23 protein-coding genes are annotated in these 25,848 nt (G+C 65.2%); 9 read left to right on the forward strand and 14 right to left on the reverse strand.

Annotation, left to right across the window (positions count from 1 at the left end; translation table 11 throughout):
- Positions 1 to 136 precede the first annotated feature (136 nt).
- The 5 genes from B597_RS31870 to B597_RS31890 all read left to right on the forward strand — a co-directional run bounded on the left by B597_RS31870 (position 137) and on the right by B597_RS31890 (position 5,483).
- The gene (locus B597_RS31870; protein WP_003293753.1) at positions 137 to 1,399 is read left to right on the forward strand and encodes an OprD family porin; all 1,263 of its coding nucleotides are present in this window, start codon (positions 137 to 139) and stop codon (positions 1,397 to 1,399) included.
- Positions 1,400 to 1,427: 28 nt separating this feature from the next.
- Entirely contained in the window at positions 1,428 to 2,402 is a 975-nt protein-coding gene (locus tag B597_RS31875) for a tripartite tricarboxylate transporter substrate binding protein (RefSeq protein WP_003293755.1), read from the forward strand.
- A 97-nt stretch (positions 2,403 to 2,499) separates the two neighbouring features.
- Entirely contained in the window at positions 2,500 to 2,943 is a 444-nt protein-coding gene (locus B597_RS31880; protein ID WP_003293757.1) for a tripartite tricarboxylate transporter TctB family protein, read from the forward strand.
- A 1-nt stretch (position 2,944) separates the two neighbouring features.
- A complete protein-coding gene (locus B597_RS31885) occupies positions 2,945 to 4,459 on the forward strand; it encodes a tripartite tricarboxylate transporter permease (protein ID WP_003293759.1) in 1,515 nt (504 codons plus the stop codon).
- A gap of 1 nt (position 4,460) precedes the next feature.
- Complete coding sequence (locus B597_RS31890; RefSeq protein WP_024161867.1) at positions 4,461 to 5,483, forward strand: AbrB family transcriptional regulator; 1,023 nt, start codon at positions 4,461 to 4,463, stop codon at positions 5,481 to 5,483.
- A gap of 77 nt (positions 5,484 to 5,560) precedes the next feature.
- Here B597_RS31890 and B597_RS31895 read toward each other — a convergent pair whose 3' ends face one another.
- From B597_RS31895 to B597_RS31910, 4 genes are all read right to left on the reverse strand, one after another.
- Complete coding sequence (locus tag B597_RS31895; protein WP_003293762.1) at positions 5,561 to 6,790, reverse strand: nucleoside recognition domain-containing protein; 1,230 nt, start codon at positions 6,788 to 6,790, stop codon at positions 5,561 to 5,563.
- A gap of 398 nt (positions 6,791 to 7,188) precedes the next feature.
- Positions 7,189 to 7,359, reverse strand: coding sequence for a DUF1328 domain-containing protein (locus B597_RS46315; protein WP_003282841.1), 171 nt, complete (start codon positions 7,357 to 7,359; stop codon positions 7,189 to 7,191).
- 109 nt (positions 7,360 to 7,468) lie between these two features.
- The gene (locus tag B597_RS31905; RefSeq protein ID WP_003293763.1) at positions 7,469 to 7,705 is read right to left on the reverse strand and encodes a hypothetical protein; all 237 of its coding nucleotides are present in this window, start codon (positions 7,703 to 7,705) and stop codon (positions 7,469 to 7,471) included.
- Between the two features lie 182 nt (positions 7,706 to 7,887).
- Positions 7,888 to 8,319, reverse strand: a complete 432-nt coding sequence (locus B597_RS31910; RefSeq protein ID WP_003293764.1) for a ferritin-like domain-containing protein — start codon at positions 8,317 to 8,319, stop codon at positions 7,888 to 7,890.
- 305 nt (positions 8,320 to 8,624) lie between these two features.
- Here B597_RS31910 and algB point away from each other — a divergent pair, with 305 nt between their 5' ends.
- Genes algB through B597_RS31925 form a run of 3 tightly spaced genes read left to right on the forward strand, consistent with a single transcriptional unit; the run spans position 8,625 to position 12,183 of the window.
- A complete protein-coding gene (gene algB / locus B597_RS31915; RefSeq protein ID WP_003293765.1) occupies positions 8,625 to 9,971 on the forward strand; it encodes a sigma-54-dependent response regulator transcription factor AlgB in 1,347 nt (448 codons plus the stop codon).
- The gene (locus tag B597_RS31920; protein WP_003293766.1) at positions 9,968 to 11,755 is read left to right on the forward strand and encodes a KinB sensor domain-containing domain; all 1,788 of its coding nucleotides are present in this window, start codon (positions 9,968 to 9,970) and stop codon (positions 11,753 to 11,755) included. Before algB ends, B597_RS31920 begins: the two co-directional genes overlap by 4 nt.
- Before the next feature lie 23 nt (positions 11,756 to 11,778).
- Entirely contained in the window at positions 11,779 to 12,183 is a 405-nt protein-coding gene (locus tag B597_RS31925) for a DUF1330 domain-containing protein (protein WP_003293767.1), read from the forward strand.
- 2 nt (positions 12,184 to 12,185) lie between these two features.
- Here the strand turns inward: B597_RS31925 and B597_RS31930 are convergent, their stop codons facing one another.
- From B597_RS31930 to B597_RS31950, 5 genes are all read right to left on the reverse strand, one after another.
- A complete protein-coding gene (locus tag B597_RS31930) occupies positions 12,186 to 12,974 on the reverse strand; it encodes an N-acetylmuramoyl-L-alanine amidase (RefSeq protein WP_024161868.1) in 789 nt (262 codons plus the stop codon).
- 136 nt (positions 12,975 to 13,110) lie between these two features.
- Positions 13,111 to 14,922 carry a GGDEF domain-containing protein gene (locus B597_RS31935; RefSeq protein WP_003293769.1) on the reverse strand — a complete coding sequence of 604 codons (1,812 nt, stop codon included), beginning with the start codon at positions 14,920 to 14,922 and terminating at the stop codon, positions 13,111 to 13,113.
- Between the two features lie 7 nt (positions 14,923 to 14,929).
- Positions 14,930 to 15,787, reverse strand: a complete 858-nt coding sequence (locus tag B597_RS31940; RefSeq protein WP_003293770.1) for an endonuclease/exonuclease/phosphatase family protein — start codon at positions 15,785 to 15,787, stop codon at positions 14,930 to 14,932.
- A gap of 6 nt (positions 15,788 to 15,793) precedes the next feature.
- A complete protein-coding gene (locus tag B597_RS31945) occupies positions 15,794 to 16,423 on the reverse strand; it encodes a thiol:disulfide interchange protein DsbA/DsbL (RefSeq protein ID WP_003293772.1) in 630 nt (209 codons plus the stop codon).
- Positions 16,424 to 16,606: 183 nt separating this feature from the next.
- A complete protein-coding gene (locus B597_RS31950) occupies positions 16,607 to 17,239 on the reverse strand; it encodes a c-type cytochrome (RefSeq protein WP_003293773.1) in 633 nt (210 codons plus the stop codon).
- A gap of 267 nt (positions 17,240 to 17,506) precedes the next feature.
- On the opposite strand from B597_RS31950, the gene yihA reads away from it, so the two are divergent.
- On the forward strand, positions 17,507 to 18,160 hold the full coding sequence (gene yihA / locus B597_RS31955; protein WP_003293776.1) for a ribosome biogenesis GTP-binding protein YihA/YsxC: 654 nt from the start codon (positions 17,507 to 17,509) through the stop codon (positions 18,158 to 18,160).
- Between the two features lie 255 nt (positions 18,161 to 18,415).
- Here the strand turns inward: yihA and gcvP are convergent, their stop codons facing one another.
- From gcvP to B597_RS31980, 5 genes are all read right to left on the reverse strand, one after another.
- A complete protein-coding gene (gene gcvP / locus B597_RS31960) occupies positions 18,416 to 21,292 on the reverse strand; it encodes an aminomethyl-transferring glycine dehydrogenase (RefSeq protein WP_024161870.1) in 2,877 nt (958 codons plus the stop codon).
- A 58-nt stretch (positions 21,293 to 21,350) separates the two neighbouring features.
- Entirely contained in the window at positions 21,351 to 21,740 is a 390-nt protein-coding gene (gcvH, locus tag B597_RS31965) for a glycine cleavage system protein GcvH (RefSeq protein WP_024161871.1), read from the reverse strand.
- Between the two features lie 52 nt (positions 21,741 to 21,792).
- A complete protein-coding gene (gene gcvT / locus B597_RS31970) occupies positions 21,793 to 22,875 on the reverse strand; it encodes a glycine cleavage system aminomethyltransferase GcvT (RefSeq protein WP_003293779.1) in 1,083 nt (360 codons plus the stop codon).
- 204 nt (positions 22,876 to 23,079) lie between these two features.
- Positions 23,080 to 24,696 carry an ABC transporter permease gene (locus tag B597_RS31975; RefSeq protein WP_024161872.1) on the reverse strand — a complete coding sequence of 539 codons (1,617 nt, stop codon included), beginning with the start codon at positions 24,694 to 24,696 and terminating at the stop codon, positions 23,080 to 23,082.
- Positions 24,697 to 24,812: 116 nt separating this feature from the next.
- Positions 24,813 to 25,814: an extracellular solute-binding protein gene (locus B597_RS31980; RefSeq protein WP_003296220.1), complete on the reverse strand. Its 1,002-nt coding sequence runs from the start codon at positions 25,812 to 25,814 to the stop codon at positions 24,813 to 24,815.
- Positions 25,815 to 25,848: the final 34 nt, after the last annotated feature.

The following is a 25,848-nucleotide window of genomic DNA, read 5'->3' on the forward strand; positions in this document are numbered from 1 at the left end:
CACCTACGCCGCTGCTGGCTTTCAGCGTTGAAAGGCTGGCGAAAGCTTGACCGCCTAGGATCGCTGTCAGGTGGCTCGATCCACCCCGCACGGCGCATGCGCCGGCACAACAAAAACAATAGTGGAGATACGCTCGATGCTGACTGCCGTCAGACGTTCACCCGCACCTGCCCGTCTCGCCCTGGCCGTAGCCGCCGCCAGCCTGGCGCCCCTTGCCCAGGCCGCGTTCATCGAAGACAGCAGCGCGACACTGCAAACCCACAACATCTACCTCAACCGCGACTTTCGCGAAGGCACCAACCAGTCCAAGCGCGAGGAGTGGAGCCAGGGCTTCATTCTCGATATCCAGTCCGGCTTCACCGAAGGCACCGTCGGCCTCGGCCTCGATGCGCTGGGCATGCTCGGCGTCAAGCTGGACTCCGGCGGCGGCCGCGCCGGTACCGACCTGCTGCCGGTACAGGACGATGGCGGCACCCCGGACGAGTTCAGCCGCCTGGGCCTGACCGCCAAGGCGAAGATCGGCGACAGCGAACTGCGCTACGGCTCGCACATCCCGGAGATGCCGGTGGTCAAGGCCAGCGACAGCCGCACGCTGCCGCAGGTGTTCGAAGGTGCCAGCGTGACCTCGACCGATATCGACGGTCTGACCCTGACCGGCGGGCGCCTGGACAAGGTGATCGACCGCGCCTCGACCAATTCCCAGGACCTGCAGCTGAACAACAAGAACAGCCGCTTCGCCAGCGCCGCCCAGGCCGATCACCTGACCTTCGCCGGCGCCGAATACGCCTTCGATGAGAACCTCACCGGACGCTACTACTACGGTGAACTGGACGATGTGTATCGCCAGCACTTCTTCGGCCTGCTGGCGGTCCAGCCGCTGAGCGAGGACTCCTCGCTGAGTGCCGACCTGCGCGTGATGCTCAGCGACGACAGCGGTGCGGCCAACGCCGGCAAGATCGACAACCAGGCCTGGAACGGCATGCTCGGCTACAGCCTGGGCGGCCACAAGGTCAGCGTCGGCTACCAGCAGATGCGCGGCGACACCGGCTACGCCTACATCGACGGCGGCGACCCGTTCCTGGTCAACTTCGTGCAGATCAACGACTTCGCCAACGCCGACGAGCGCTCCTGGCAGGCCCGCTACGACTACAACTTCGCCGCCATGGGCATCCCCGGGCTGACCTTCCTGACCCGCTACATCACCGGCGACAACGCCGAGTACAGCGGCGGCAGCAATGGCAGCGAGTGGGAGCGCGACTTCGAGTTCAAGTACGTGGTGCAGAACGGTCCGCTGAAGAACGTCGCGCTGCGCTGGCGCAACGCGATGTTCCGTTCCGATTTCTCCCGTGACGCCGATGAAAACCGCCTGATCGTCAGCTACAGCCTGCCAATCTGGTAAACAGAACAAGAACGCGAGGAATAACCCGATGAAAAACCGACTCAGCCGTTTCGCCCTGCTGTCGTCCTGCCTGCTGCTGTCGAGCCAGTTGCTGGCCGAACCCAAGCGCCCCGAGTGCATCGCGCCGGCCAAACCCGGCGGCGGCTTCGACCTGACCTGCAAGCTGGCCCAGAGCGGCCTGAAGAACGCTGGCCTGCTCGAGGCACCGATGCGTGTCACCTACATGCCCGGCGGCGTCGGCGCAGTGGCCTACAACGCGGTGGTGGCCCAGCGCGCGGCCGAAGCCGGCACCATCACGGCATTTTCCAGCGGCTCGCTGCTCAATCTGGCCCAGGGCAAGTTCGGCCGCTACGACGAAAACGCAGTGCGCTGGCTGGCCGCGGTCGGCACCGACTATGGCGCCATCTCGGTACGCGCCGATGCGCCCTACCAGAACCTCGACGAGCTGATCGCCGCGGTGAAGAAGGACCCGGGCAGCGTGGTGTTCGGTGCCGGTGCCACCATCGGCGGCCAGGACTGGATGCAGACCGCGCTGATCGCCCGCGCCGCCGGGGTCGATCCGAAGAAGCTGCGCTACGTCGCCTTCGAAGGCGGCGGCGAAACGCTCACCGCCATGCTCGGCGGCCACGTGCAGGTCACCTCCAGCGGCCTCGGTGAAGTCACCCCGCAGCTCGATGCCGGCAAGATCCGCATCCTCGCGGTGCTGTCGGACGAGCGCCTGCCGGGCAAGCTGGCCGACATTCCCACCGCCAAGGAGCAGGGCTACGACATCAGCTGGCCGGTGATCCGCGGCTTCTACATGGGACCGGAAGTGTCCGATGAGGAATTCAACTGGTGGAAGACGCAGTTCGACACCCTGCTCGGCAAGGAGGAATTCGCCAAGCTGCGCGAGCAGCGTGACCTGTTCCCGCTGTCGATGACCGGCGATGAGCTCAAGGCCTTCGTCGACAAGCAGGTGCAGGACTACAAGGCACTGGCCGGCGAGTTCGGTCTGGTCAAGTAACCGAAAAGCCCGGCCCGTCTCCTGCGGCGCCGGGCAGCAGACACCCGGTATGCCGGCATCACCGCTGCCGGGTCGTCGAATCCTGAGGTATCCCGTCATGTACGTACGTGTCTTCGCCGCGGTGTGGCTGCTCGCCTGCGCCGGCCTCGCCCTGCTCGCCTGGGGTTTCGAGGCACCCTTCGCCTACGACCCGGTCGGGCCACGCGCCTACCCGCTGCTGCTGCTGTTGCTGATGGCCTGTGGAGCGGCATGGCTGCTGTTCAAGCGCAACGGCGAGCCGACGCCCGCCTTCGATCAGCCCAAGGCCCAGCGTGCAGTGCTGTGCGTGCTGGCACTGCTGGCTTACGCACTGCTGTTCGAAACGCTCGGCTTCGTCATCAGCACCGCCCTGGCCGGTTTCGTCCTCGGCCTGCTGTTCAACGGTCGCCTGTGGCCCAGCTTGATCAGCGGTGTGCTGCTCGGCGTGCTGCTCTACGGGCTGTTCGATTACCTGCTGGACGTGCCGCTGCCGCTCGGCCTGCTGCGTCTGCTGGAGAGCTGAAATGGAAACACTGAATTTCTTGATGCAGGGCTTCGATGTCGCCACGCGACCGACCAACCTGCTGGTGGCGCTGTTCGGCGCCTTTGTCGGCACCGTCGTCGGCCTGCTGCCGGGCCTCGGCCCGATCAACGGCGTGGCGCTGCTGCTGCCGCTGGCCTTCGCCCTCGGCCTGCCGCCGGAAACCGCGCTGATCCTGCTCGCCGCGGTGTACCTGGGCTGCGAGTATGGCGGGCGCATCTCGGCGATCCTGCTCAACGTACCGGGCGACGCCGCCGCGGTGATGACCACCCTCGACGGCTACCCGCTGGCGCGCCAGGGCAAGGCCGGCATCGCCCTGTCGCTGTCCGCGGTCAGTTCCTTCATTGGCAGCACCATCGCCACCTGCGGCGTGGTGCTGTTCGCCCCGCTGCTGGCCAAGTGGGCGGTGGCCTTCGGCCCGGCGGAATATTTCGTACTGATGATCTTCGCCATCGCCTGCCTCGGCGGCATGGTCGGCGACAAGCCGGTGAAGACGCTGCTGGCCGCGCTGATGGGCCTGGCCCTGGCCACCGTCGGTGTCGACTCGACCACCGGCGTCTACCGTTTCACCTTCGGCAGCGTCAGCCTGTCCGACGGCATCCAGTTCGTCATCGTGGTGATCGGCTTCTTCAGCGTCAGCGAAATCCTGCTGATGCTCGAGAAGACCCACAGCGGGCAGAAGGCGGTGAAGGCCAGCGGCCGGTTGCTGTTCAACTTCAAGGAGTTCTGCCTGACCTTCTGGACCATGGTGCGCAGCGCCATAGCCGGCTTCGTCATCGGCACCCTGCCGGGCGCCGGGGCGACCATCGCCAGCGCCATGACCTACATGAGCGAGAAGCGCATGGCCGGCGACAAGGGCCGCTTCGGTGATGGCGACCTGCGCGGTCTGGCGGCGCCGGAGGCGGCCAACAATGCCTCGGCCTGCGGCTCGCTGATCCCCATGCTGACCCTCGGCGTCCCGGGCTCGGGCACCACAGCGGTGATGATCGGCGCACTGACGCTGTACAACATCACTCCCGGCCCGCTGCTTTTCGAACAGCAGCCGGACGTGGTCTGGGGCCTGATCGCCTCGCTGTTCATCGGCAACGTGATCCTGCTGGTGATGAATATCCCGCTGGTCGGCCTGTTCTCGCGCATGCTCGCCGTGCCGAACTGGGTGCTGGTGCCGACGATCACGGTGATCAGCATGGTCGGCGTCTACTCGGTGCACAGCACCACCTTCGACCTGGTGCTGATGGTCGGCCTCGGCGTGTTCGGCTATCTCTTGCGCAAGCTGGACTTCCCACTCTCGGCGCTGATCCTCGGCTTCGTCCTCGGCGAGATGATGGAAGACAACCTGCGCCGCGCGCTGTCGATCTCCAATGGCGAGCTGGGCATTCTCTGGGGCAGCCCGATCACCCTGGCACTGTGGGCGCTGACCGTGGCCATGCTGGGCATGCCGGCGCTGCGCTGGTATCTCAAGCGCCGCCGCGGCAAGGTGGCCGAGGCGCATGCCTGACATGCGCCAACGGCTGCCGGCCTGGTGGGCGACGCCGCTGGTCGGCGCGCTCGGCGGCTGGCTGGCGAGCCTGGCGAACTGGCCTCTGCCGTGGATGGTCGGTTCGCTGCTGGCGGTGATCGCGGTGCGGTGCAGCGGCTGGCTGGTGTCGGAGTTGCCTCACGGTCGCCAGACCGGACAGTGGATCATCGCCAGTGCCATCGGCCTGCACTTCACCGGCGAGGTGATGCAAGAGGTGCTGGCGCACTTTGGCGTGATTCTCGCCGGTGCCATCGGCACCCTGCTGCTCGGTCTGATCGGCATCTTCATCCTGCTGCGTAGCGGCGCGGACCGCGCCACCGCGTTCTTCGCCAGCATGCCGGGTGGCGCCAGCGAAATGGTCAACCTGGCCAACCGGCATCAGGCCGAGGCGGCCAGTGTCGCCGCGGCGCACAGCCTGCGTCTGTTGCTGGTGGTGCTGATCGTGCCGGCGCTGTTCACCTGGGGCCTGCCCCCGATGGATGCACCGCCAGCAGCGCCGGTGAGCTGGCCGTGGCTCGCCGTGCTGCTGCCGGCCGGTGGCCTGCTGGCGCTGCTCTGGCGTCGGCTCGGTCAGCCCAATCCATGGATGCTCGGCCCACTGACCGCCTGTGCGCTGGCCAGCGTGGCGTTCGACCTGCACATCGGGCTGCCGGGCTGGGCCGGAGCGCTGGGTCAGTGGCTGATCGGCTGTTCGCTGGCCTGCCATTTCGACCGACCGTTCTTCCGCCGGGCGCCGGCCTTCCTGCTGAATGTCCTGACGTTCACGCTGCTGGCGATGCTCGCCGCCGCCGGGCTGGCGAGCGGATTGGGTTGGCTGACGGCGCTGGACGGGATTTCGCTGATGCTCGGCATGATGCCTGGCGGCATCACCGAACTGTGCCTGACCGCCGAGGCACTGCAGCTGTCGGTGGCGCTGGTGACCGCCCTGCAGGTGCTGCGCCTGTTCCTCGTCATGTTTCTCGCCGAGCCGCTGTTCCGGCTCTGGCAACGCTCCACGCCTTAGCCCACCGCCCGGCGGGCTTTTTTTTCAGAACGCGCTGCCAGCGCGGATGCGCGACAGGCTCGAGGGCGAAGCGCTGTTCAGCCGAAGAACCAGTAGCAAACCGCAATTGCCGCCACGATTCCGGCGAAATCCGCCACCAGCGCGCAACCCACCGCATGCCGCGCGCGCTGGATACCCACCGCGCCGAAATATACCGCCAGCACGTAGAAGGTCGTCTCGGTACTGCCCTGCACGGTTGCCGCCACCAGCGCCGGAAAGGAGTCGACCCCCTGGTTCTGCATGGTTTCGATCAGCATCGCTCGCGCGGCGCTGCCGGAGAACGGCTTGACCAGGGCGGTCGGCAGCGCATCGACGAAGCGGGTGTCCCAGCCCAGGACCTCCACCAGCCAGCGAATCCCTTCCAGACCGAAGTCCAACGCGCCGGATGCGCGCAAGGCACCGACGGCGCAGAGCATCGCGACCAGATAGGGCAACAGGCTCCTGGCCACGTCGAAGCCTTCCTTCGCCCCCTCGACGAAGGCTTCATACACCGGCACCTTGCGCAAGGCACCGACGATCAGAAAGGCAATGATCAGGCCGAACAGCGTGAGATTTCCCAGCAGCGACGAAAGCGAAGCCAGGGCAGTGGCCGACAGCCCCGCCAGCAGCGCCATGAAAGCACCCAGCAGCAGCGCCCCGGGGATGAAATACGCCAGGACCACCGGGTCCCACAGGCGCAGCCGCTGCACCAGCGCAACCGCCAGCAGGCCGGCCAGTGACGAGGCACTGGTGGCCAGCAGGATCGGCAGGAACACCAGCGTCGGGTCTTCGGCGCCCTGCTGCACGCGGTACATGAAGATTGATACCGGCAGCAGCGTCAGCGACGAGGTGTTGAGCACCAGAAACAGGATCTGCGCATTGCTGGCCACATTCGGCAGCGGATTGAGCTCCTGCAGCGCGCGCATGGCCTTCAGGCCTATCGGAGTGGCTGCGTTGTCCAGCCCCAGACCATTGGCGGCGAAGTTCAGGGTGATCAGGCCCAGGGCCGGATGGCCGGCCGGTACTTCAGGCATCAGTCGGCGGAACAGCGGGCCGAGCAGACGCGCCAGATGCTCGATCAGCCCGGCCTTTTCCGCGATGCGCAGAAAGCCCAGCCACAGCGTCAGGGTGCCGAACAGCACGATCATCACTTCCACGGCCAGTTTGGCCATGGCGAACAGGCTTTCCACCAGAGCGGCGAACACCGCGGGGTCGCCACCGATCAACCAGCGCCCCAGCGCCGCCACGGCGGCGATCAGAAAAAAGCCCAGCCAGAGGCCGTTGAGCATGTCGTTCTCCCGTCAAAGCAGGTCGCGATGATAGCGGTGCCGGTGCCCGGGGGTCACCCGAGGCATGACGCCCGACAGGCAGGAGTGCGTGCGAAACGGTATTCGAAAGAGGATTTGAGGCGAGGATTGATATTGCTGCATGGCCGGGATGGCGTTCTAGCCAGCACCGGCCGCAGCGTCACAGAACCCGGTCCGACGACGGAGGCACTCCCTGTACCCCTAGGTCACTCCGCCAGGCAGAACGACCCGACCCCATGGTTCTCCCCTTTGCGGGGGATGAATGCGCATCGCCGTATTGGCCTATGCACGCTCTGGATCACTCCCGACAGGCGAATGCGATCCAATAAACTCGAAACTCGGCGCTTCGTGCAGCCGCCCTTGCGGGCGGCAGGCATCGGTCAAACGCGCGGCCCACGTCCACGGCCGAAGATCAGCGATGCCACGAACAGTACCAGGAAGACCACGAACAGGATCTTGGCGATACCGGTGGCGGTGCCTGCGATACCACCGAAGCCCAGGACCGCGGCGATGATGGCGATGATCAGGAAGGTAATGGCCCAACTCAGCATGGTGTAACTCCTCTCGTTTCAGGAACGGTTCTCAGCGGATCAGAGCAGTCCGACCGGCATCGATGTGGTTGCGCATCCGTGCTGGCTCGCTTGCACGTCCCCTTCTTGCTCAGAACACCCAGCGCTGTTCGGTTTGCGCCTGGCGATAATCGATGGTTTGCGGCGCCTGCCCGGTGCGCGTCAGCTCAATAGGTTGAGCGTCATACATACGGATTCGTTCCGCGGAATTCTGTTGCGCCTGGCCGAGCGGTTGCGACATCGGCCGTTCGGCACCCATGATGAGCATGACAACCGCAGCAGAGAGAAACCCCTTGCTGGCTAATGAAAGGCTGGCCTGGCGATTCATCCTCAACTCCTTCTAAGTGTGGCGAACATGATGGTGCGTTGAGTAAGTCATTGCAGGCGTCGTGCCAGCCTGGATGAACTAAAATAATCCATATATTTCAATTAGTTAGGATTATGCACGGACAGCTTGTGCAACTTAATTTGCACGAGCCGCCCAGGCATCCCGTGCGTTTTGCACGACATTCAATGGCGCGCGGCCTTCAGCTGCCGGATGCGCTCGTGGCAGGCGCGCAGCTTCGGCAGTTCGATGGCCAGCAAGGCCCTGACATCCGGCTCGGCATCGCCCAGCGCATCCTCGAAGGCCTGCAGGATGTGCGCCTCGCTCTGTTCGAGCTGATCGACATAAGCGCTATCGTGGTCGCCGACCCTGGATCGTGCATCAGCGTAGAATTCACGCATGCGCCCCATCAACGTACCGCCCTGTGACGGCTGCTCATGGCTGGCGGCGATCTTCACGGTCAGAGCCTGGATGACTTGCGTCTTGGCCTGCGCAAGGTCGCGGAACAGATGCTGCAATTCCACGTCCTTTACTTCGTCGGCGGCATGCTGATAGAAACGCTGCCCGTCGCGGGTGATCTCGATGAGCTCGTTGAGCTGCTGCATGGACTGATTCATGACTCCTCCTGCGTGGGGTGAAGATGGAGCCGCACCCACCGAGCGGAAGCGGCGTACCCTGTCACTCTCTTCGGTCGCAAGCGCCATGCCAGCCGGCTTTATCTACCCACTCCTGTAAAATCAGCCACTTGCACAGGGCCTCCGGCATGCATGGACTGCAGCATGCAGGAAAGCGCCGTCGGCACCGTGCAACTTGCAAGGCGTTTCATAGACTAAAGCACTCGCCACAACGCAACGACGTCCTGAAGGGCGCCGACAGGCATGACGAACTAACCTTTCAGACTGGAATCACGATGGGAGCATCCATGGACCAAGCGACGGAAAACGGCGGACGCATCCTTCTGGTGGATGACGAAGCGGCGATCCTGCGTACCTTCCGCTACTGTCTGGAGGACCGCGGCTACACCGTGATGACGGCAGCCAGCGCGGCGCAGGCCGAAGCGATACTCCAGAGGCAGGTGTTCGATCTCTGCTTCCTGGATCTGCGCCTGGGCGAGGACAACGGCCTGGACGTGCTGCAACAGATGCGCGTGCTCGCACCCTGGATGCGCGTAGTGATCGTAACCGCCCATTCAGCCGTGGATACCGCGGTGGATGCCATGCAGGCGGGCGCTGCGGATTACCTGCTCAAGCCCTGCAGTCCCGAACAGCTCAGGTTGTCCGCCGCGAAACAGCTGGAAGTACGCCAGATGGCTGCTCGCCTGGAAGCACTGGAAGGCGAGATGAAGCAGCGCAGCGACGCGCTGGGCTCGCACAGCCCGGCCATGATGGCCGTGCTGGAGACCGCGCGACAGGTGGCGGACACCGATGCCAACATCCTCATTCTCGGCGAATCTGGCACCGGCAAGGGCGAACTGGCGCGGGCCATCCATACCTGGAGCCGCCGCTCGAAGAAGGCCTTCGTCACCATCAACTGCCCGTCGCTGTCCGCCGACCTGATGGAAAGCGAGCTGTTCGGGCATAACCGCGGCGCATTCACCGGGGCGACCGAGAGCACACTGGGCCGCGTCAATCAGGCCGATGGCGGCACCCTGTTCCTCGATGAGATCGGTGACTTCCCGCTGGCGCTGCAACCCAAGCTGCTGCGCTTCATCCAGGACAAGGAGTACGAGCGGGTCGGCGACCCGGTCACTCGCCGCGCCGACGTGCGCATCCTCGCGGCGACCAACCTCAACCTCGAGGAGATGGTCCGCGAAGGCAAGTTCCGCGAGGACCTGCTGTATCGCCTCAACGTCATCACCCTCAACCTGCCGCCGATGCGCGAACGGCCCGAAGACGTCCTGACCCTGGCCGAGCGCTTTCTCGCCTTCTTCGTGAAGAACTACGGGCGCCCGGCACGCGGCTTCAGCGATACGGCGGTGTCGGCACTGAAGACCTATCGCTGGCCGGGCAACGTGCGCGAGCTGCGCAACGTGGTGGAACGCGCCAGCATCATCTGTCCGCAGCAGATGATCGAAGTCAGCCACCTCGGGCTTGGTGAGCAGGTCGGCAGCAATGCACCGCGCATCGGCGAGCCGCTGAGCCTGGAGGCCCTCGAGAAAGCCCACATCGCCGGAGTGCTGAGCACCAGCGATACCCTCGAACAAGCCGCACGCATCCTCGGGATCGATGCATCGACCCTCTATAGAAAGCGCAAGCAGTACGGCCTATGAAACTGCAGATGAAGTTGCGGACCCGGCTGTTTCTCGGGTTCTCGGCACTGATGACAGTCGCCTTGCTGGGCCTGCTGCTGGCGCTGGTCAGCGTGATGCAGATGGCGAAAAGCCAGGAACAGCTCATCCGCAACAATTTCGGCATCATCGAGATCAACCAGCAACTGCGCCAGGCATTGGGCAATCATCTGGTCGTCATGCTGACCGACCAGGGCCGCAGCGAGGCGCTCGATCCGTTGCGCCAGACGTTCCAGCAGACGCTCGAACGCGGCATCGCCGAAGCCAGCGACGATGCCGACCGGCAGGCATTCCAGGCTATCGCCAACGCCTACGCCATTTTCCTGCAGCAGGTCGACGCCTCCGGGCAACAGAACCTGACGCTGCTGGGAGATAACCCGCTGAGCCAGGCCTTCCACCAGGTGCGCGGCCTGATGACCGACATGCAGCGCACGGCGTACGACAAGATCCGTGACACTGAGCTGCGCAGCCGCGACCGCGCATCACTGCTGGCCGGGCTGCTGGGCCTGACCGCGATCGCCGTGTTGCTGATCGGCTTCATCACCGCGCACAGTTTCGCGCGGCGCTTCGGCGAGCCGATCGAACGCCTGTCCGCGGCTGCCGACCAGATCGGCCGCGGCGATTTCAATATCGCGCTGCCAGCCCCGCCGATCGCCGAGCTGTCATCGCTCAGTCGCCGTTTCGGCCTCATGGCCCAGGCACTGCACCAGTTCAAACAGACCAACGTCGAGGCGCTGGTCAACGGCCAGCAACGGCTGCAGGCGCTGCTCGACAGCATCGACGATGGCTTGTTGATCATCGACCGCGACGGGCGCCTGGAACATGCCAACCCGGTGGCGCAGCGGCAACTCGCCTGGGAGAACGAGCATCTGGGCTCGACCCTCGGCGAAGCGCTCGGCTACCCGACCCTGGACAACGCAGCGCGGCAGGTGCTGGACGACAAGCCATTGTCCGACCCACCCGAGGACCTGGTGATCGAAGCCGATGGCGAGCGACGGCTGCTGGCGTGGCGAATCAGCCCGGTGAGCCACCATGACGGCAGCATCAGCGGCGCCGTCATGGTCCTGCACGACGTGACGGATCAGCGCACCTTCGAGCGGGTCCGAAACGAGTTCGTGCTGCGCGCCTCCCACGAGTTGCGCACGCCGGTCACCGGCATGCAGATGGCCTTCAGCCTGCTGCGCGAGCGCCTGCGCTACCCCGCCGACAGCCGCGAGTCGGACCTGTTCAATACCGTGCACGAGGAAATGCAGCGCCTGGTCCGGCTGATCAACGATCTGCTCAACTTCTCGCGCTACCAGAGCGGCCAGCAGAAGCTGGAGCTGGAGCAGTGCGACATTCCGCAGCTGCTCGAAGCGGCGCGCCAGCGCTTCGAAGTCGCTGCCGCCGAGCAGGACGTGCAACTCAAACTGGAGCTGCAGCAGCCGCTGCCCATCCTCATGCTGGATCGCCAGCAGATCGAACGCGTGATGGACAACCTGCTGAGCAACGCACTGCGCCACACGCCCAGAGGCGGCGAGGTGCGCCTGCTGGCCCGGCACCACGGCGAGCGGATGATTCTCAGCGTCGAGGACAATGGCGAGGGCATTCCCTACAGCCAGCAGGCCCGCATCTTCGAGCCCTTCGTGCAGATCGGCCGGCGTCGCGGCGGTGCCGGACTGGGGCTTGCCTTATGCAAGGAAATCGCTCAGCTGCATGGTGGGCGTATTGGCGTGCATTCACGGATCGGCCACGGCACCATCTTCTACGTCGCACTGCCGATCTGACGGCACCAGCACGAGGAACCGCCATGCCAAGCCTCAACCCCAGTCCGGAACAGCTCGCCGAATACGTGGCGGCGATGCCTTCGGGCGTACCGATCCTGATGCTCAATCTGCTGCGTTACAACGACCAGGCGACCTATCCGCCAGGCAGTCCGCACAGCCCCTGCAGCGGCCGCGAAGCCTATGCCCGCTACAGCCGCGTGGCGCTGGCCAAGGTGCAAGCCAGCGGCGGCGCGGTGGAGGTTCGGGCCAAGGCTCATGCCGCGCTGATCGCCCCGCCCGACGAACAGTGGGACGACCTGCTGCTGGTCAGCTACCCGTCCAAGGAAGCCTTCCTGGCGATGATCGGCGACCGCGAATACCAGGCGGCCGCCGAACACCGTACCGCGGCCCTCGCCGACTCGAGGCTGATCGGCAATACCCGCTACTGAAGTCAGCGATTCGCCTGCTCGGCGAGCACCTGCAGCAGCGCCGCGGTCTCGGCGTCCGGCTCACCGTCGAAGCGGGCCGGACGGTATTTCATCTGGAATGCGGCGATCACATTGCGCGTCTCGTCATCCAGATGGCCGTGTCGCGGTACGCGGTAGCCCTGCGCCGCCAACGCATTCTGGAACCAGGCGATCGCCGGCAGGCCGGCGGCTGCATAGCGCATTCGCTGCACCTCCACCGCGCCGGCCTCGGGCCAGGGCAGCAGCCCCTCGTCGGCCAGCCGCTTCCACGGGAACAGTGGCCCCGGATCGACCTTGCGCTGCGGAGCGATGTCGCTGTGGCCGATGATCGCCCCCGCCTCGAGACCGTGACGCCGCATGATGTCCTTGAGCAGCACGACCAGCGCGTCGATCTGTGCCTCGGAGTAGGGATACCAGAGGCGGCGCCCATCCGGGCTTTCGACATAGCCGCGATTGACCAGCTCGATGCCGATCGAACTGGAGTTCAGCCACGTGCGGCCGTTCCATTCGCTTTCGCCGGCGTGCCAGGCCCGGCGATCCTCGTCCACCAGCCGGTAGATGGTCGCCGGTGACTCGCCGATCAGGTAATGGCTGCTGACGTCTCGCCCGCTGAGCAGCTCCAGCGAGCGAGACAGGTCGGTCGAGGTGTAGTGCAGCACGATGAGCTGGGCACGGCTGTCGTGGCCGACGGAGCTGTGACTGGTGTCGATACGTGGCCCGCTGGCGCAGCCGGCCAGCAGCAGGAGCAACAAGGTAGCGGTAATGGCTTTCATCGGGACGATTCTCTGTGTCGACGGCGAAATGACGCAGATGGCAGATACCAGTGGCGAACGCAGAGCCGTCGACGCGGCAACGCTCGGCAGCTGGCGCGATTATACCGGCCGCGCCACTACGCGCGATGCCAGCCGATCAGGCCAGCTCGACGCGATTGCGTCCGGCCTCCTTGGCTCGATAGAGCGCGCCGTCAGCGCGGGCGAAGGCACGCTCGGTGGTATCGCCTGCAGCAAAGGCGGTCAGGCCGGCCGAGAGCGTGATCGCGATGCGCTCGCCCTTGAAGTGGAACGGGCAATTGCCGATGGACTCACGCAATGCATCCAACAGCTGGCGCCCTGATTCATAGGGCGTACCCGGCAGCAGCACGACGAACTCCTCGCCACCGAAACGGGAGATGAAGTCGGTCTGGCGCAGGCGTTTACGCAGCTCGGAACCGATGATCTTGAGCACCCGGTCGCCGGCCAGGTGACCATAACCGTCATTGACCCGCTTGAAGTGATCGACATCCAGCACCGCCAGCAGCAGGTCGCCGCCGTAGCGCTGCCAGCGCGCGAACTCCATATCCAGACGCTCGTTCCACGCCGCACGGTTGGGCAGCCCGGTCAGCGGGTCCTGCAAGGCTTTCTGCCGTTGCGCCTCGAGATGGCCACGCAACCCGCGCGCGGCCTGCTCGAGGCTGCCGACACGGCTGACCAGCTGCTGCAAGCGCTCACCCAGCTTGTGCTCCCGTGCGCTGCGTTGTCGCCGGTAGGCATCGACGGTGCCCAGCAGACCGTCGAGGCGCGCCTCGACTACCCGTTTCAGGCTCGCCAGGTCGGATGCCTCGCGCATGCTGTCCTGCAAGCCACCGAGCTGTTCGCGTATTTGCGCATCCAGCGCCAGGGCGGCATCCCGTCCTTCGTTATGGCCCTGGTGGGCGGCGAGCAGGTTCTCCTGCATCGCCGTGAGACGCTCGTTGAGTGTCTGCAGGTAGTTCTCGAAATCCCGCTGCCCATGGTCGCTGAAGGCGATCATCAGCATTGCCAGGTCGTCCAGCACCGGCACCAGCTCGTACCAGTTCAGACCGTGGTCGACGCGTGCACGCAGCGTCTGCAGCTGTGGCTGGTGCTGTTCGGGCAGTTGCAGGCTGTCGAGCAGGCTGCCCAGCGTCGCCTCCACACGCTCGGCGACGACGCTGTAGGCAGGCTCTGGCGAATCCGGCAGGGCAAAGTCCGCAGGGTCTTGGACCTGCTCGTCCGACGGCTCCGCCCGGGTCACAGGCGGCAACTCCGGCAGCTCGCCCTGCGCCGCCATCTCGAGCACGACGGGCTCGGGGCGGACAGCGGCCGTCTGTCCGCCCGGCTGCTGCGACGGGAGGTCGCCGGCGCTTTCGATGACATCGGGCGCCGCAACCGGTTCGTCCTCCACGACTGACTGCCGGGTCCGGTCACGGCCACCGAACAGGCGCTTGAGGAAGCCGCCGTGCGGCGGCAGAGTGCTCTCGCGCAGGTGCAACACCTGTCCCTGCAGAAGGCTCAGTTCGCTGAGCAGCGCCGGCAGCTCGCGCAGCTGTGCCGCGCGCTGGTCCAGCTGTCTGGCGAAGCGTTTGAGCGGTTTGCGCAGTTCACCCGGCACCGACAGCTCGAGCAATTGCGAAACCAGCCGATGCAACGCTTCGGTCAGCTGGATGGCGCGCTCCTGGCGATGGCGCTCGGAATCCAGTACGGCCCTTTCCAGCCGGGGCACAAGGTCGCCTAGCCCGTCGTCCAGATCGCCTTCGCGCAGTACGTCGCGCATTTCCCGCAGGCAGCGTTCCAGCGCCGGATCCGCACCTTCCGCCGCGAGACTGCTACGCACCAGACTGCGCCGCAGCAGATCGACGCGCTGCTCCCAGCGTGCCTCCTGCTGGTCCTGTCGCTCGGCCAGCTGGAGATACTTTTCCTTCCAGCGTTGGGCTTCTTCGCTCAATTGCTTCTCACACCTGTAGCGGAAGGGCATCGGCCTGCAGCGAAGCAGGCAATCTGATCTCTACGGCCACCGGCAGATGATCGGAGATCGGCAACGCCAGCACATCGACACGCTCCAGCGTCAGGCTCGGACTCAGCAGAATGTGATCCAGACAACGCTGCGGCCGCCAGCTCGGAAAGGTGGCCTGGACCTGCGGCGCCAGCAACCCGAGATCGCGCAGCGGCGAATTCTCCAGCAGGTCGTTGGCGTGGGTGTTCATGTCGCCCATCAGCACCTGATGCCGATAGCCACCGATCAGCTCGCGGATGTAGGCGAGCTGCCGCGTCCGCGCACCGCCGCCGAGAGCGAGGTGCATCATCACCACCACCAGTGCGTCCGGCCCCTCGCCGAAACGCAGCAGGATCGCACCACGCCCCGACGGCCCGGGCAACGGATGATCCTCCAGCCCCTGGGGCTCCAGCCGGCTGAGCACACCATTGCTGTGCTGAGCGAACCGCCCGAGGTTGCGGTTGAGTTGCTGATACCAGTAGGGGAAAGCCCCCAACTGGGCGAGGTGCTCGATCTGGTTGACATAGCCGGAGCGCAGGCTGCCCCCATCGGCCTCCTGCAACGCGACCAGATCATAGTTGCCGAGCAACTCGCCTATTCGCTGCAGATTCCCCGCGCGCCCGGGATGCGGCAACAGATGCTGCCAGCTGCGCGTCAGGTAATGATGATAACGCTCGGTGCTGATACCGACCTGGATGTTGAAGCTGAGCAGCCGCAGTCTTCCATCCGCCGGCAAGCCGCTGCTGGCCAGACAGTGCGGGTTGACCCGCGCCTTGCCGGGACCGGCGCGGCGCGGTGCGCTCCAACGGCGCAGCATCGTCGCTTACCGCGCTGCGCGTTCTTTTTCGATGAGGAAATCGGCCACCTGCAGGGTGCGCTCCGGGCCACCGGACGAACCCAGATCGAAGCGATACTTGCCGTTGACGACCATCACCGGAACGCCGGTGATCTGGTAGGCCATCCCCTGCTTCTTGGCCTGCTCGACGCGGCTGCGCACGCCGAAGGAGTTGTATGCCTTGAGGAAGGCCTGCCTGTCGATGCCCTTACCGGCGAGAAAATCAGCCATTTCCTCAGGCGTGGCGAGCTTCTTGCGTTCCTGATGGTAGGCGGCGAACACCGCGTCATGCACCTGCGGTTCCACACCCATGGACTCCAGCGTGATGAACAGCTGCCCGTGGGCATTCCAGAGGCCGCCGAACATGGCCGGAATACGCTTGAAGCTGACGTCATCCGGAAGCTGCTCGGTCCAGGGCTTGATGGTCGGCTCGAACTGGTAGCAATGCGGGCAGCCGTACCAGAACAGCTCCACCACTTCGATCTTGCTCGGGTCGGCGACCGGCACCGGGCTGCTCAGCTCGACATATTCCTTGCCGGCCTGGAACTCTGCTGCCTGTGCTGCCAGTCCGAACAGGCTTGCAGCGGCAAAAACGGCAGTGAGTAGGAAATTACGCATGAAGAACTCCTGTTAACGACGAACCGATGGCGCAACAGGCTGCAGCAAAACGCCGGACCTCGCCAGCGTTTTTCATCCGTCCGCGCAAGCACGTGATACAGATGATGTAGCCAGACCTAAAAATGAAGAAGGGCGTCGGGGCTGGAGGCCCGGACGCCCTTCTTCGTCAGGCTGCAGAATCGATCAGTGCAGGCCCTGGATGTAGCTGGACAGTGCTTCGATGTCCTTGTTGCTCAACTTGGCGGCAATGCCACGCATGATCATGGTATCGCCATCGTTGGTACGATTGCCTTCGCGGAAATCGGTCAACTGCTTGGCCGTGTAGGCGGCATGCTGGCCACCCAGCTTGGGGAAGCCGGCCAGTTCGTTGCCGACACCGTTGGGCGCATGGCAGCCCGTGCAGGCCGGCATGCCCTGATCGAGCTTGCCACCACGGAACAGCTTCTCGCCCTGGGCCGCCAGGGTCGGATCTGCATAACCGACGCTGCCCTTCTGGCTGGCGAAGTAGGCTGCGATGTCTTCCAGATCCTGGTCGCTCAGCGGATCGAGCAGGCCGGTCATTTCCAGTACCTTGCGACCTACGCCTTCCGCTGCGCCCGGGGTGCTGCCGGCCTTGATGTCGTGCAGCTGCTTGAGCAGATAGCGCTCGCCCTGGCCGGCCAGTTTCGGGAAGTTCGGTGCCGGGCTGTTGCCGTCGGCACCGTGGCAGGCGCCACACACTGCAACTTTGCCCTGACCAGCTTCGGCGTCTCCAGCCGCGTGGGCCATACCGGTGATGCCAAGGGTCAACAGCAGACTCACGAGTATTTTGTTCATCAGCTAATCCAACTACGGCTAAGGGTTTGAAAGGGAATCCATCGGGTCGCGTCCGGCAATCGAACCGAAGCGACGCTCGTTATAGTGGCACGCTGGGCGTCCGTCACCGGTAGCGGCCATGGCCGCGCGTTGCGCCGCAACAGGCTGAACGCCATACCAGGCCTGATATCAGACCAAAGCGCACATAAAAACTGCGGCATTATATACTTCCGTTTCCGAAACGGAAATGAACCATTGCCGCACCCGCGCGCACTCACCGGAACGACCATGCTACCGAAAAACCCGATTCTCGGCCTTTGCCAACAGGCCACCTTCATGATCAGTGCCGCCAAGGTCGATCAGTGCCCGGCCGACGAGGGTCTGGAAGTAGCCTTCGCCGGCCGTTCCAACGCTGGCAAGTCCAGTGCACTGAACACCCTCACCCATGCCAATCTGGCGCGGACCTCCAAGACACCGGGCCGCACCCAATTGCTCAACTTCTTCCGGCTCGACGACCAGCGCCGCCTGGTCGACCTGCCCGGCTACGGCTACGCCAAGGTGCCGATCCCGCTCAAGCAGCATTGGCAGCGCCACCTGGAAGCCTATCTGGGCAGTCGCGAGAGCCTGGCCGGCGTGTTCCTGATGATGGATATCCGTCATCCGCTCACCGAGTTCGACCGCATGATGCTGGACTGGGCGAGCGCCAGCCAGATGCCCCTGCATATCCTGCTGACCAAGTCCGACAAACTGGCCTTCGGCGCAGCGAAGAACGCTTTGCTGGCAATCCAGCGCGACATTCACAAGGGCTGGGGCGGCGACGTCAGCGTGCAACTGTTCTCTGCCCCCAAGCGACAGGGAGTCGAGGAAGCCCAGCTGGTGCTGGCAAGCTGGCTGGGCCTGCTGGACGACACATCGGAAGAAGAGCAAGAGCCTGACGCGTGAAGCAGCCGATTGGCGGGCCACGCTTCACCGCCCCATCCATCAGAGCCTGGTGGATGTAAAAAGCGACATCCACCCTACGCCAAAACTTGGCGCCACCCCCAGCAACGCAGGGTGGATCGCGCTTCACCGATCCACCAATCAGAGCCCGGCGGATGTAAAAGGCGAAATCCACCCTACGCCAAAACCCGGCGCCACCCGCGGCAACGTAGGGTGGATCACGCTCCATCGATCCACCGAGCGCGGCCAGTGAATTCGTCAATCGCGATAGGCATCCACCGGCACGCAGGCGCAGAACAGGTTGCGATCGCCGTAGACATTGTCCACCCGGTTCACCGCCGGCCAGTACTTGTGCGCACGGGCATGGGCGCTCGGCGTCACCGCTTCGGCGATGCTGTACGGCCGGTCCCACTCGCCGATCACGTCGGCCAGCGTATGCGGCGCGCGCACCAGCGGGTTGTTGTCCGCCGGCCACTCACCGCCCTGGACCTTGGCGATCTCCGCACGGATGCTCAGCATCGCTTCGACGAAACGATCCAGCTCGGCTTTCGACTCGCTCTCGGTGGGCTCGATCATCAGCGTGCCGGGCACCGGGAAGGACATGGTCGGCGCGTGGAAGCCGTAGTCCATCAGGCGCTTGGCGACGTCTTCCTCACTGATCCCGGTCTCAGCCTTGAGCGGGCGCAGGTCGAGGATGCATTCGTGGGCCACGCGGCCGTTACGCCCGGCGTAGAGCACCGGAAACGCACCGCCCAGGCGATTGGCCAGGTAGTTGGCGCCGAGAATCGCGACCTCGGTGGCGTCGCGCAGCTGCGGGCCCATCATGGCGATATACATCCAGCTGATCGGCAGGATGCTGGCACTGCCCCAGGGCGCCGCGCTGACCGCACCATTTCCCGGCTGCGGGCCTTCCAGCTCGACCACCGGGTGATTGGCCACGAACGGCGCCAGGTGCGCCTTGACGCCGATCGGCCCCATGCCCGGTCCGCCGCCGCCATGAGGGATGCAGAAGGTCTTGTGCAGGTTCATGTGCGAGACGTCGGCGCCGATGTCCGCCGGCCGCGCCAGACCGACCTGGGCGTTGAGGTTGGCGCCATCCATGTAGACCTGGCCACCCTGGGCGTGGATCGCCGCGCAGATCTCGCGCACGTTCTCTTCGTAGACGCCGTGGGTCGAGGGATAGGTGATCATCAGGCAGGACAGCCGGTCGCCGGCCTCGGCGGCCTTGCGCTTGAGGTCCTCCAGATCGACGTTGCCACCCTTGTCGCACTCGACGATGACCACGCGCATGCTGACCATCTGCGCCGACGCCGGGTTGGTGCCATGGGCCGAGGACGGAATCAGGCAGATGTCGCGCTGCCCTTCGCCGCGGCTCTCGTGGTACTTGCGGATCGCGACCAGGCCGGCATATTCGCCCTGCGCGCCGGAGTTGGGCTGCATGCTGATCGCGTCAAAGCCCGTGATCGCGCAGAGCCAGGCTTCCAACTCGTCGATCATCAGCTTGTAGCCCTGGGCCTGTCCGCGCGGAACGAACGGGTGCAGGTTGGCGAACTCGGCCCAGGTGATCGGGATCATCTCGCTGGTCGCGTTGAGTTTCATGGTGCAGGAGCCGAGCGGGATCATCGCCTGGTTGAGCGCCAGGTCCTTGTTCTCCAGCTGCTTGAGGTAGCGCAGCATCTCGGTTTCGCTATGGTGCGCGTTGAATACCGGATGGCTGAGGTAACCGCTCTCGCGCTGCAGCGTCTCGGGAATGCCGCCGGCCAGCTCGCTGGCATCCAGTGCGGCGATATCGAGGCCGTGGTCGGCACCGAGGAAGATCGCCAGCAACTGCTCGACGGTGCGCTCGTCACAGGTTTCATCCAGACTCACGCCGAGCCGGCCGCGACCGAGAATACGCAGGTTGATGCGCGCCGCTTCGGCGCTTTCGATGATGGCCGTCTGCGCGCCGCCAACGTCGAGCGTCAGGGTGTCGAAGAAATGCTGGTTGAGCCGCACGATACCTTTCTGCTCCAGACCGGCAGCGAGGATGGCAGTCAGCCGGTGGACGCGCTGGGCGATGCGCTTGAGGCCCTGCGGACCGTGGTACACGGCGTAGAAACCGGCGATGTTGGCGAGCAGCACCTGGGCGGTGCAGATGTTGGAGTTGGCCTTCTCGCGGCGGATGTGCTGTTCACGGGTCTGCAGCGCCATGCGCAGTGCGGTGTTACCGCGGGCGTCCCTGGACACGCCGATGATGCGCCCCGGCATGCCGCGCTTGAATTCATCGCGGCTGGCGAAATAGGCCGCGTGCGGGCCGCCGTAGCCCATCGGCACGCCGAAGCGCTGGGTCGAACCGAGCACCACATCGGCGCCGAGCTCGCCCGGCGGGGTCAGCAGCAGCAGGCTGAGCAGATCGGCCGCCACGCAGGCCAGCGCCTGCTGTGCGTGAAGCTGCTCGATGGCCGGGCGCAGGTCGCGGATTTCGCCATGGGTATCCGGGTACTGCAGCAGCGCGCCGAACACTTCTTGCCCGGCCAGCTCGTCCAGCGTGCCGACCACCAGTTCGAAGCCGAACGCCTCGGCGCGGGTCTGCACCACGGAGAGCGTCTGCGGATGGCAGTTCTCTTCGACGAAGAAGCGGTTGCTCTTGCTCTTGGCCATGCGCCGGGCCAGGGTCATGGCTTCGGCCGCCGCGGTGCCCTCGTCCAGCAGCGAGGCATTGGCCAGATCGAGCCCGGTGAGGTCGATGATCATCTGCTGATAGTTCAGCAGCGCCTCCAGGCGACCCTGGGCGATTTCCGGCTGATAGGGGGTGTAGGCGGTATACCAGCCCGGATTCTCCAACACGTTGCGCAGGATTACCGGCGGGGTGACGGTGCCGTGGTAGCCCATGCCGATCAGACTGGTCCAGAGCTGGTTCTGCTCCGCATAACCACGCAGCTTGGCCAACGCAGCCTGCTCGTCCAGAGCCGGCGGCAGGCTCAGCTCGCCCTGCAGGCGGATCGCCGGAGGTACGGTCTGCTCGACCAGTTGCTCGCGACTGCTCAGGCCCAGGGCGTCGAGCATGGCCTGCTGTTCGCCCTGGTCCGGGCCGAGGTGGCGGCGCAGGAAGGCATCGGGTTGCTGGAGTTGGGAAAGGCTCGGCATATACGGCATGGTCGCTACTCTCGGAAAAACAAAAGCCCCGGCAGAGCGGGGCTTTTGCGGATGATGCTTAGGCGTCGGCGTCGCAGGCGGCCTGGTAAGCGGCTGCGTCGAGCAGCTTGTCCAGCTCCGACGTGTCGCTCGGCTGCAGGCGGAAGAACCAGCTGCCGTAGGGATCGCTGTTGACCAGCTCCGGCGAATCGGCCAGTGCCTCGTTGATTGCGATCACCTCGCCGGAAACCGGCGCATAGATGTCGGACGCGGCTTTCACCGACTCGACCACGCCGGCTTCCTGACCGGCGTTGAGCTGGCGTCCGATCTCGGGCAGCTCGACGTAGACCACGTCCCCCAGCGCTTCCTGGGCGTGATCGGAAATGCCGACGGTGATGCTGCCGTCCGCTTCGAGACGAGCCCACTCGTGGCTGGCGGCGTAACGCAGGTCGCTGGGGATATCGCTCATTGTTGTGTCCTCAAGGCTGTTGACAGCAGTCGCGCAAAACAGTCGGTCGAATTTACACCAGTACCTTGCCGTGGCGCACGAATGTCGGCTGCACGACACGTACCGGGTACCACTTGCCACGAATTTCCACTTCCGCGCGCTCGGCGGTGCCGGCCGGAACGCGGGCCAGGGCAATGGATTTGCCAAGCGTAGGAGAAAAACTGCCGCTGGTGATCTCGCCCTCGCCGACGCCATTGACCCGTACCACCTGATGGGCACGCAGCACGCCGCGCTCCTCCAGTACCAACCCGACCAGCTTGGGCAGGTCGTCACGCGCCTGCTCCTGCTCGAGAGCGGCGCGACCGACGAAGTCGCGCTCGGCCGGTTCCCAGGCTACGGTCCAGCCCATATTGGCGGCCAGCGGCGAGACGTCTTCGGTCATGTCCTGCCCGTACAGGTTCAGACCGGCTTCCAGACGCAGGGTGTCGCGGGCGCCGAGGCCGATCGGCGGGATGCCGGCACCGACCAGCTCGCTGAGGAAGTCCGGCGCCTGCTCCGCGGGCAGGATGATTTCCAGGCCGTCTTCGCCGGTATAGCCAGTACGCCCGATGAACCAGTCGCCATCGGCCATGCCCTGGAACGGCTTGAGGTCATGAATCAGCCCGGCCCTGGCCTGGCTGACCAGTTCGGCGGTACGCGCCCGTGCATGGGGTCCCTGGATGGCCAGCATGGCCAGCTCGGGGCGCTCCCTGACATCGACGGCGAAGCCGGCCGCCTGCGCCTGCATCCAGGCCAGATCCTTGTCGCGGGTGCTGGCATTGACCACCAGGCGATAGCCCCAGTCGGTCAGGTAGACGATGAGATCGTCGATCACCCCACCGCGCTCGTTGAGCATCGCGGTGTAGAGTGCCCGACCGGTGCTTTTCAGGCGCGCCACGTCGTTGGCCAGCAGGTGCTGCAGATAGGCGCTGGCCTGGTCGCCAGCGACGTCGATCACGGTCATGTGCGATACGTCGAACACTCCGCAGTCACGACGCACCTGATGATGCTCTTCTACCTGGGAGCCGTAATGCAGTGGCATGTCCCAGCCACCGAAGTCGACCATCTTGGCGCCAAGCGCAAGGTGCTGATGGTAGAGGGGAGTACGCTGACCCATGGGTTTCTCCTTCCGGGCAGGTCGCCGAATCGGCATTGGAAAAGCCGCTAAGCCGGACCACGCGGGGGCCGGCGGCTTTCGAATGGCGCGCATTGTAGCCCCAAGGTGACGGCAGGTCACGGCGCATCCGGCAGGCGGAGGCGGGAATCTGCCGCGGCTTTTCGTCCACCCTTCAGCCTCCAGCGCTCTGCTCGGCCTCCAGCCTTATCCCAGCCGCCTGCCCGAGCGCCGGATCAGTAGCACCACCGGCAGCAATCCCACCAGTACCAGGGTCAGCGCCGGCAGCGAGGCACGGGCCCACTCCCCTTCGCTGGTCATCTCGAAAATCCGTACCGCCAGCGTGTCCCAGCCAAAAGGACGCATCAGCAGGGTTGCCGGCATTTCCTTGAGCACGTCGACGAACACCAGCAGCGCGGCACTCAGGGTGCCGGGCAGCAGCAACGGCAAATAGATGCGCACGAACAGCGCCGGACCACCGACACCGAGACTGCGCGAGGCCTGCGGCAGTGACGGACGAATCCGCGCCAGGGCACTCTCCAGCGGGCCGAAGGCAACTGCCATGAAGCGAATCAGATAGGCCAGCAGCAGGGCGCCGAGACTGCCGAGCAGGAGCGGCTTGCCGCCGGCGCCCAGCCAGTCGGATAGCGGGATCACGATGTGCCGATCCAGATAGCTGAACGCCAGCATGATCGAGACTGCCAGGACCGAACCCGGCAAGGCGTAGCCAAGGTTGGCCAGGCTGACCGCGCTGCGGATCGAGCGCACCGGCGCCTGGCGTCTGGCGAAGGCCAGTAGCAACGCCACCGTGACGGTAAGCAGCGCAGCAATGCCGCCCAGATAGAGCGTATGCAGGATCATCCCCGCGTAACGCTCGTCGAGGTCGAAGCGCCCGCGCTGCCAGAGCCAGACGAGCAGTTGCAGCACGGGTATGACGAACGCACACAAGAACACCAGCCCACACCAGGCACTGGCGGCAAAGGCCTTCATGCCGGTCAGGCGATAGAGCGCCGCCGTGCGCGCCCGCTCGTTGGCCGGCCGCGCCGCGCCGCGGGCACGCCGCTCGCCATACAGCACCAGCGCCACCGCCAGCAGCAGCAGGCTGGCCAGCTGGGTGGCGCTGGTCAGGCTGAAGAAGCCGTACCAGGTCTTGTAGATGGCCGTGGTGAAGGTGTCGAAGTTGAACACCGACACCGCGCCGAAATCGGCCAGCGTCTCCATCATCGCCAGCGCCAAACCGGCACCGATGGCCGGTCGCGCCATCGGCAGCGCGACGCGCCAGAAGGCCTGCCAGGGCGATTGGCCGAGGACCCGTGCCGCCTCCATCAGCCCCCTGCCCTGGGCCAGAAATGCCGAGCGAGCCAGCAGATAGACGTAGGGATAGAAGACCAGCACCAGCACCGCGATGACACCCCCGGTCGAGCGCACCCGCGGAAAGCGGATGCCGCTGCCGAACCATTCGCGCGCCAGGCTCTGCACCGGCCCGGCGAAATCCAGCAGGCCGATGAAGACGAATGCCAGGACATAGGCAGGAATCGCGAAGGGCAGCATCAACGCCCAGTCCAGCCAGCGGCGACCGGGAAATTCGCAGAGCGCGGTGAGCCAGGCGAGGCTGACGCCGAGCACCACCACGCCGACGCTCACCCCGAGCAACAACATCAGGGTATTGCCCAGCAGACGCGGCATCTGCGTCTCCCACAGGTGCGCCCAGATCTCCGTGTCGACGCTGCTCCAGCTGAACAGCAGGATGCTCAGCGGCAGCAGCACCAGCGCCGCGACGGAGAAAGCAATGGGATACCAGCGGCGCTCGACGGGATGGGACACTCAGGCCTCGACAGCAGAAAACAAACGCCCCGGAGCGGGCCGGGGCGTCGAGTATAACCGCAGCGGCGAGCGTGGCGGCCGGGGCCGCACGTCATCGCCGCCTGCGCACCTGCCGATCAGTTCCAGCCGGCGCGGTCCATCAGCTTGATGGCTTCGGCCTGGCGCTTGCCGGCCACTTCCACCGGAATGGTGTCGGCCTTGAACTCGCCCCATGCCGCCACTTCGGCAGACGGCTTCACGCTCGGGTTGGCCGGGTATTCCATGTTGATGTCGGCGAAGATGCTCTGCGCCTCTTCGCTGGTCATCCACTCCACCAGCTTGCGCGCGGCATCCGGGTTCGGTGCGTGCTTGATCAGGCCGATGCCCGACAGGTTGACGTGCACGCCGCGGTCTTCCTGGTTCGGCCAGAACAGCTTGGCCTTGAGCTGCGGGTTCTGCGCGTGCAGGCGACCGAAGTAGTAGGTATTGACGATGCCGACATCGCATTGCCCCGCATCGACGGCCTGGACCAGCGCGGTATCGTCGGCGAAGACATCGGTGGCGAGGTTGCCGACCCAGCCCTTGATGATCTCTTCGGTCTTCTCGGCACCGTGGGTCTCGATCATGGTGGCGGTCAGCGACTGGTTGTAGACCTTCTTGCTGGTACGCAGGCACAGACGGCCGTCCCAGCGCTCGTCGGCCAATGCCTCGTAGGTGCTCAGCTCGCCGTCCTTGACCCGCTCCGGCGAGTAGACGATGGTCCGTGCACGCAGCGACAGGCCGGTCCAGGCGTCGTTGGAGGAACGGTACTGGGCCGGGATGTTGTCCTTGACCACCTGCGAGTTCAGCGGCTGCAGGATGCCCATCTCCTCGGCTTGCCAGAGGTTGCCGCCATCGACGGTCAGCAGCAGGTCCGCCGGGGTGTTCGCGCCTTCGGCCTTGATCCGGGCCATCAGCGGAGCTTCCTTGTCGGTGATGAACTTGATCTCGACGCCGGTCTTCTGGGTGTAGGCGTCGAATACCGGCTTGATCAGCTCGTCGATGCGCGAGGAGTAGACCACTACCTCGTCGGCAGCCTGGACAGCACCCGACAGCGCCGAAAGCGCCAGGGCGACGAGTAAACCTTTGCTTGCCTGCATGGAACAGCCTCTTGGTAAGTTGGAACAGAGGCTA

Source organism: Stutzerimonas stutzeri KOS6 (assembly GCF_000307775.2).
GTDB classification, from domain to species: Bacteria; Pseudomonadota; Gammaproteobacteria; order Pseudomonadales; family Pseudomonadaceae; genus Stutzerimonas; species Stutzerimonas stutzeri_B.

Bases quoted from the DNA above. Each gene is read 5' to 3' on its own strand.
- B597_RS31870 (WP_003293753.1), top strand. From the start codon at position 137: ATGCTGACTGCCGTCAGACGTTCACCCGCACCTGCCCGTCTCGCCCTG.
- B597_RS31875 (WP_003293755.1), top strand. From the start codon at position 1,428: ATGAAAAACCGACTCAGCCGTTTCGCCCTGCTGTCGTCCTGCCTGCTG.
- B597_RS31880 (WP_003293757.1), top strand. From the start codon at position 2,500: ATGTACGTACGTGTCTTCGCCGCGGTGTGGCTGCTCGCCTGCGCCGGC.
- B597_RS31885 (WP_003293759.1), top strand. From the start codon at position 2,945: ATGGAAACACTGAATTTCTTGATGCAGGGCTTCGATGTCGCCACGCGA.
- B597_RS31890 (WP_024161867.1), top strand. From the start codon at position 4,461: ATGCGCCAACGGCTGCCGGCCTGGTGGGCGACGCCGCTGGTCGGCGCG.
- B597_RS31895 (WP_003293762.1), bottom strand. From the start codon at position 6,790: ATGCTCAACGGCCTCTGGCTGGGCTTTTTTCTGATCGCCGCCGTGGCG.
- B597_RS46315 (WP_003282841.1), bottom strand. From the start codon at position 7,359: ATGCTGAGTTGGGCCATTACCTTCCTGATCATCGCCATCATCGCCGCG.
- B597_RS31905 (WP_003293763.1), bottom strand. From the start codon at position 7,705: ATGAATCGCCAGGCCAGCCTTTCATTAGCCAGCAAGGGGTTTCTCTCT.
- B597_RS31910 (WP_003293764.1), bottom strand. From the start codon at position 8,319: ATGAATCAGTCCATGCAGCAGCTCAACGAGCTCATCGAGATCACCCGC.
- algB (WP_003293765.1), top strand. From the start codon at position 8,625: ATGGACCAAGCGACGGAAAACGGCGGACGCATCCTTCTGGTGGATGAC.
- B597_RS31920 (WP_003293766.1), top strand. From the start codon at position 9,968: ATGAAACTGCAGATGAAGTTGCGGACCCGGCTGTTTCTCGGGTTCTCG.
- B597_RS31925 (WP_003293767.1), top strand. From the start codon at position 11,779: ATGCCAAGCCTCAACCCCAGTCCGGAACAGCTCGCCGAATACGTGGCG.
- B597_RS31930 (WP_024161868.1), bottom strand. From the start codon at position 12,974: ATGAAAGCCATTACCGCTACCTTGTTGCTCCTGCTGCTGGCCGGCTGC.
- B597_RS31940 (WP_003293770.1), bottom strand. From the start codon at position 15,787: ATGCTGCGCCGTTGGAGCGCACCGCGCCGCGCCGGTCCCGGCAAGGCG.
- B597_RS31945 (WP_003293772.1), bottom strand. From the start codon at position 16,423: ATGCGTAATTTCCTACTCACTGCCGTTTTTGCCGCTGCAAGCCTGTTC.
- B597_RS31950 (WP_003293773.1), bottom strand. From the start codon at position 17,239: ATGAACAAAATACTCGTGAGTCTGCTGTTGACCCTTGGCATCACCGGT.
- yihA (WP_003293776.1), top strand. From the start codon at position 17,507: ATGCTACCGAAAAACCCGATTCTCGGCCTTTGCCAACAGGCCACCTTC.
- gcvP (WP_024161870.1), bottom strand. From the start codon at position 21,292: ATGCCGTATATGCCGAGCCTTTCCCAACTCCAGCAACCCGATGCCTTC.
- gcvH (WP_024161871.1), bottom strand. From the start codon at position 21,740: ATGAGCGATATCCCCAGCGACCTGCGTTACGCCGCCAGCCACGAGTGG.
- gcvT (WP_003293779.1), bottom strand. From the start codon at position 22,875: ATGGGTCAGCGTACTCCCCTCTACCATCAGCACCTTGCGCTTGGCGCC.
- B597_RS31980 (WP_003296220.1), bottom strand. From the start codon at position 25,814: ATGCAGGCAAGCAAAGGTTTACTCGTCGCCCTGGCGCTTTCGGCGCTG.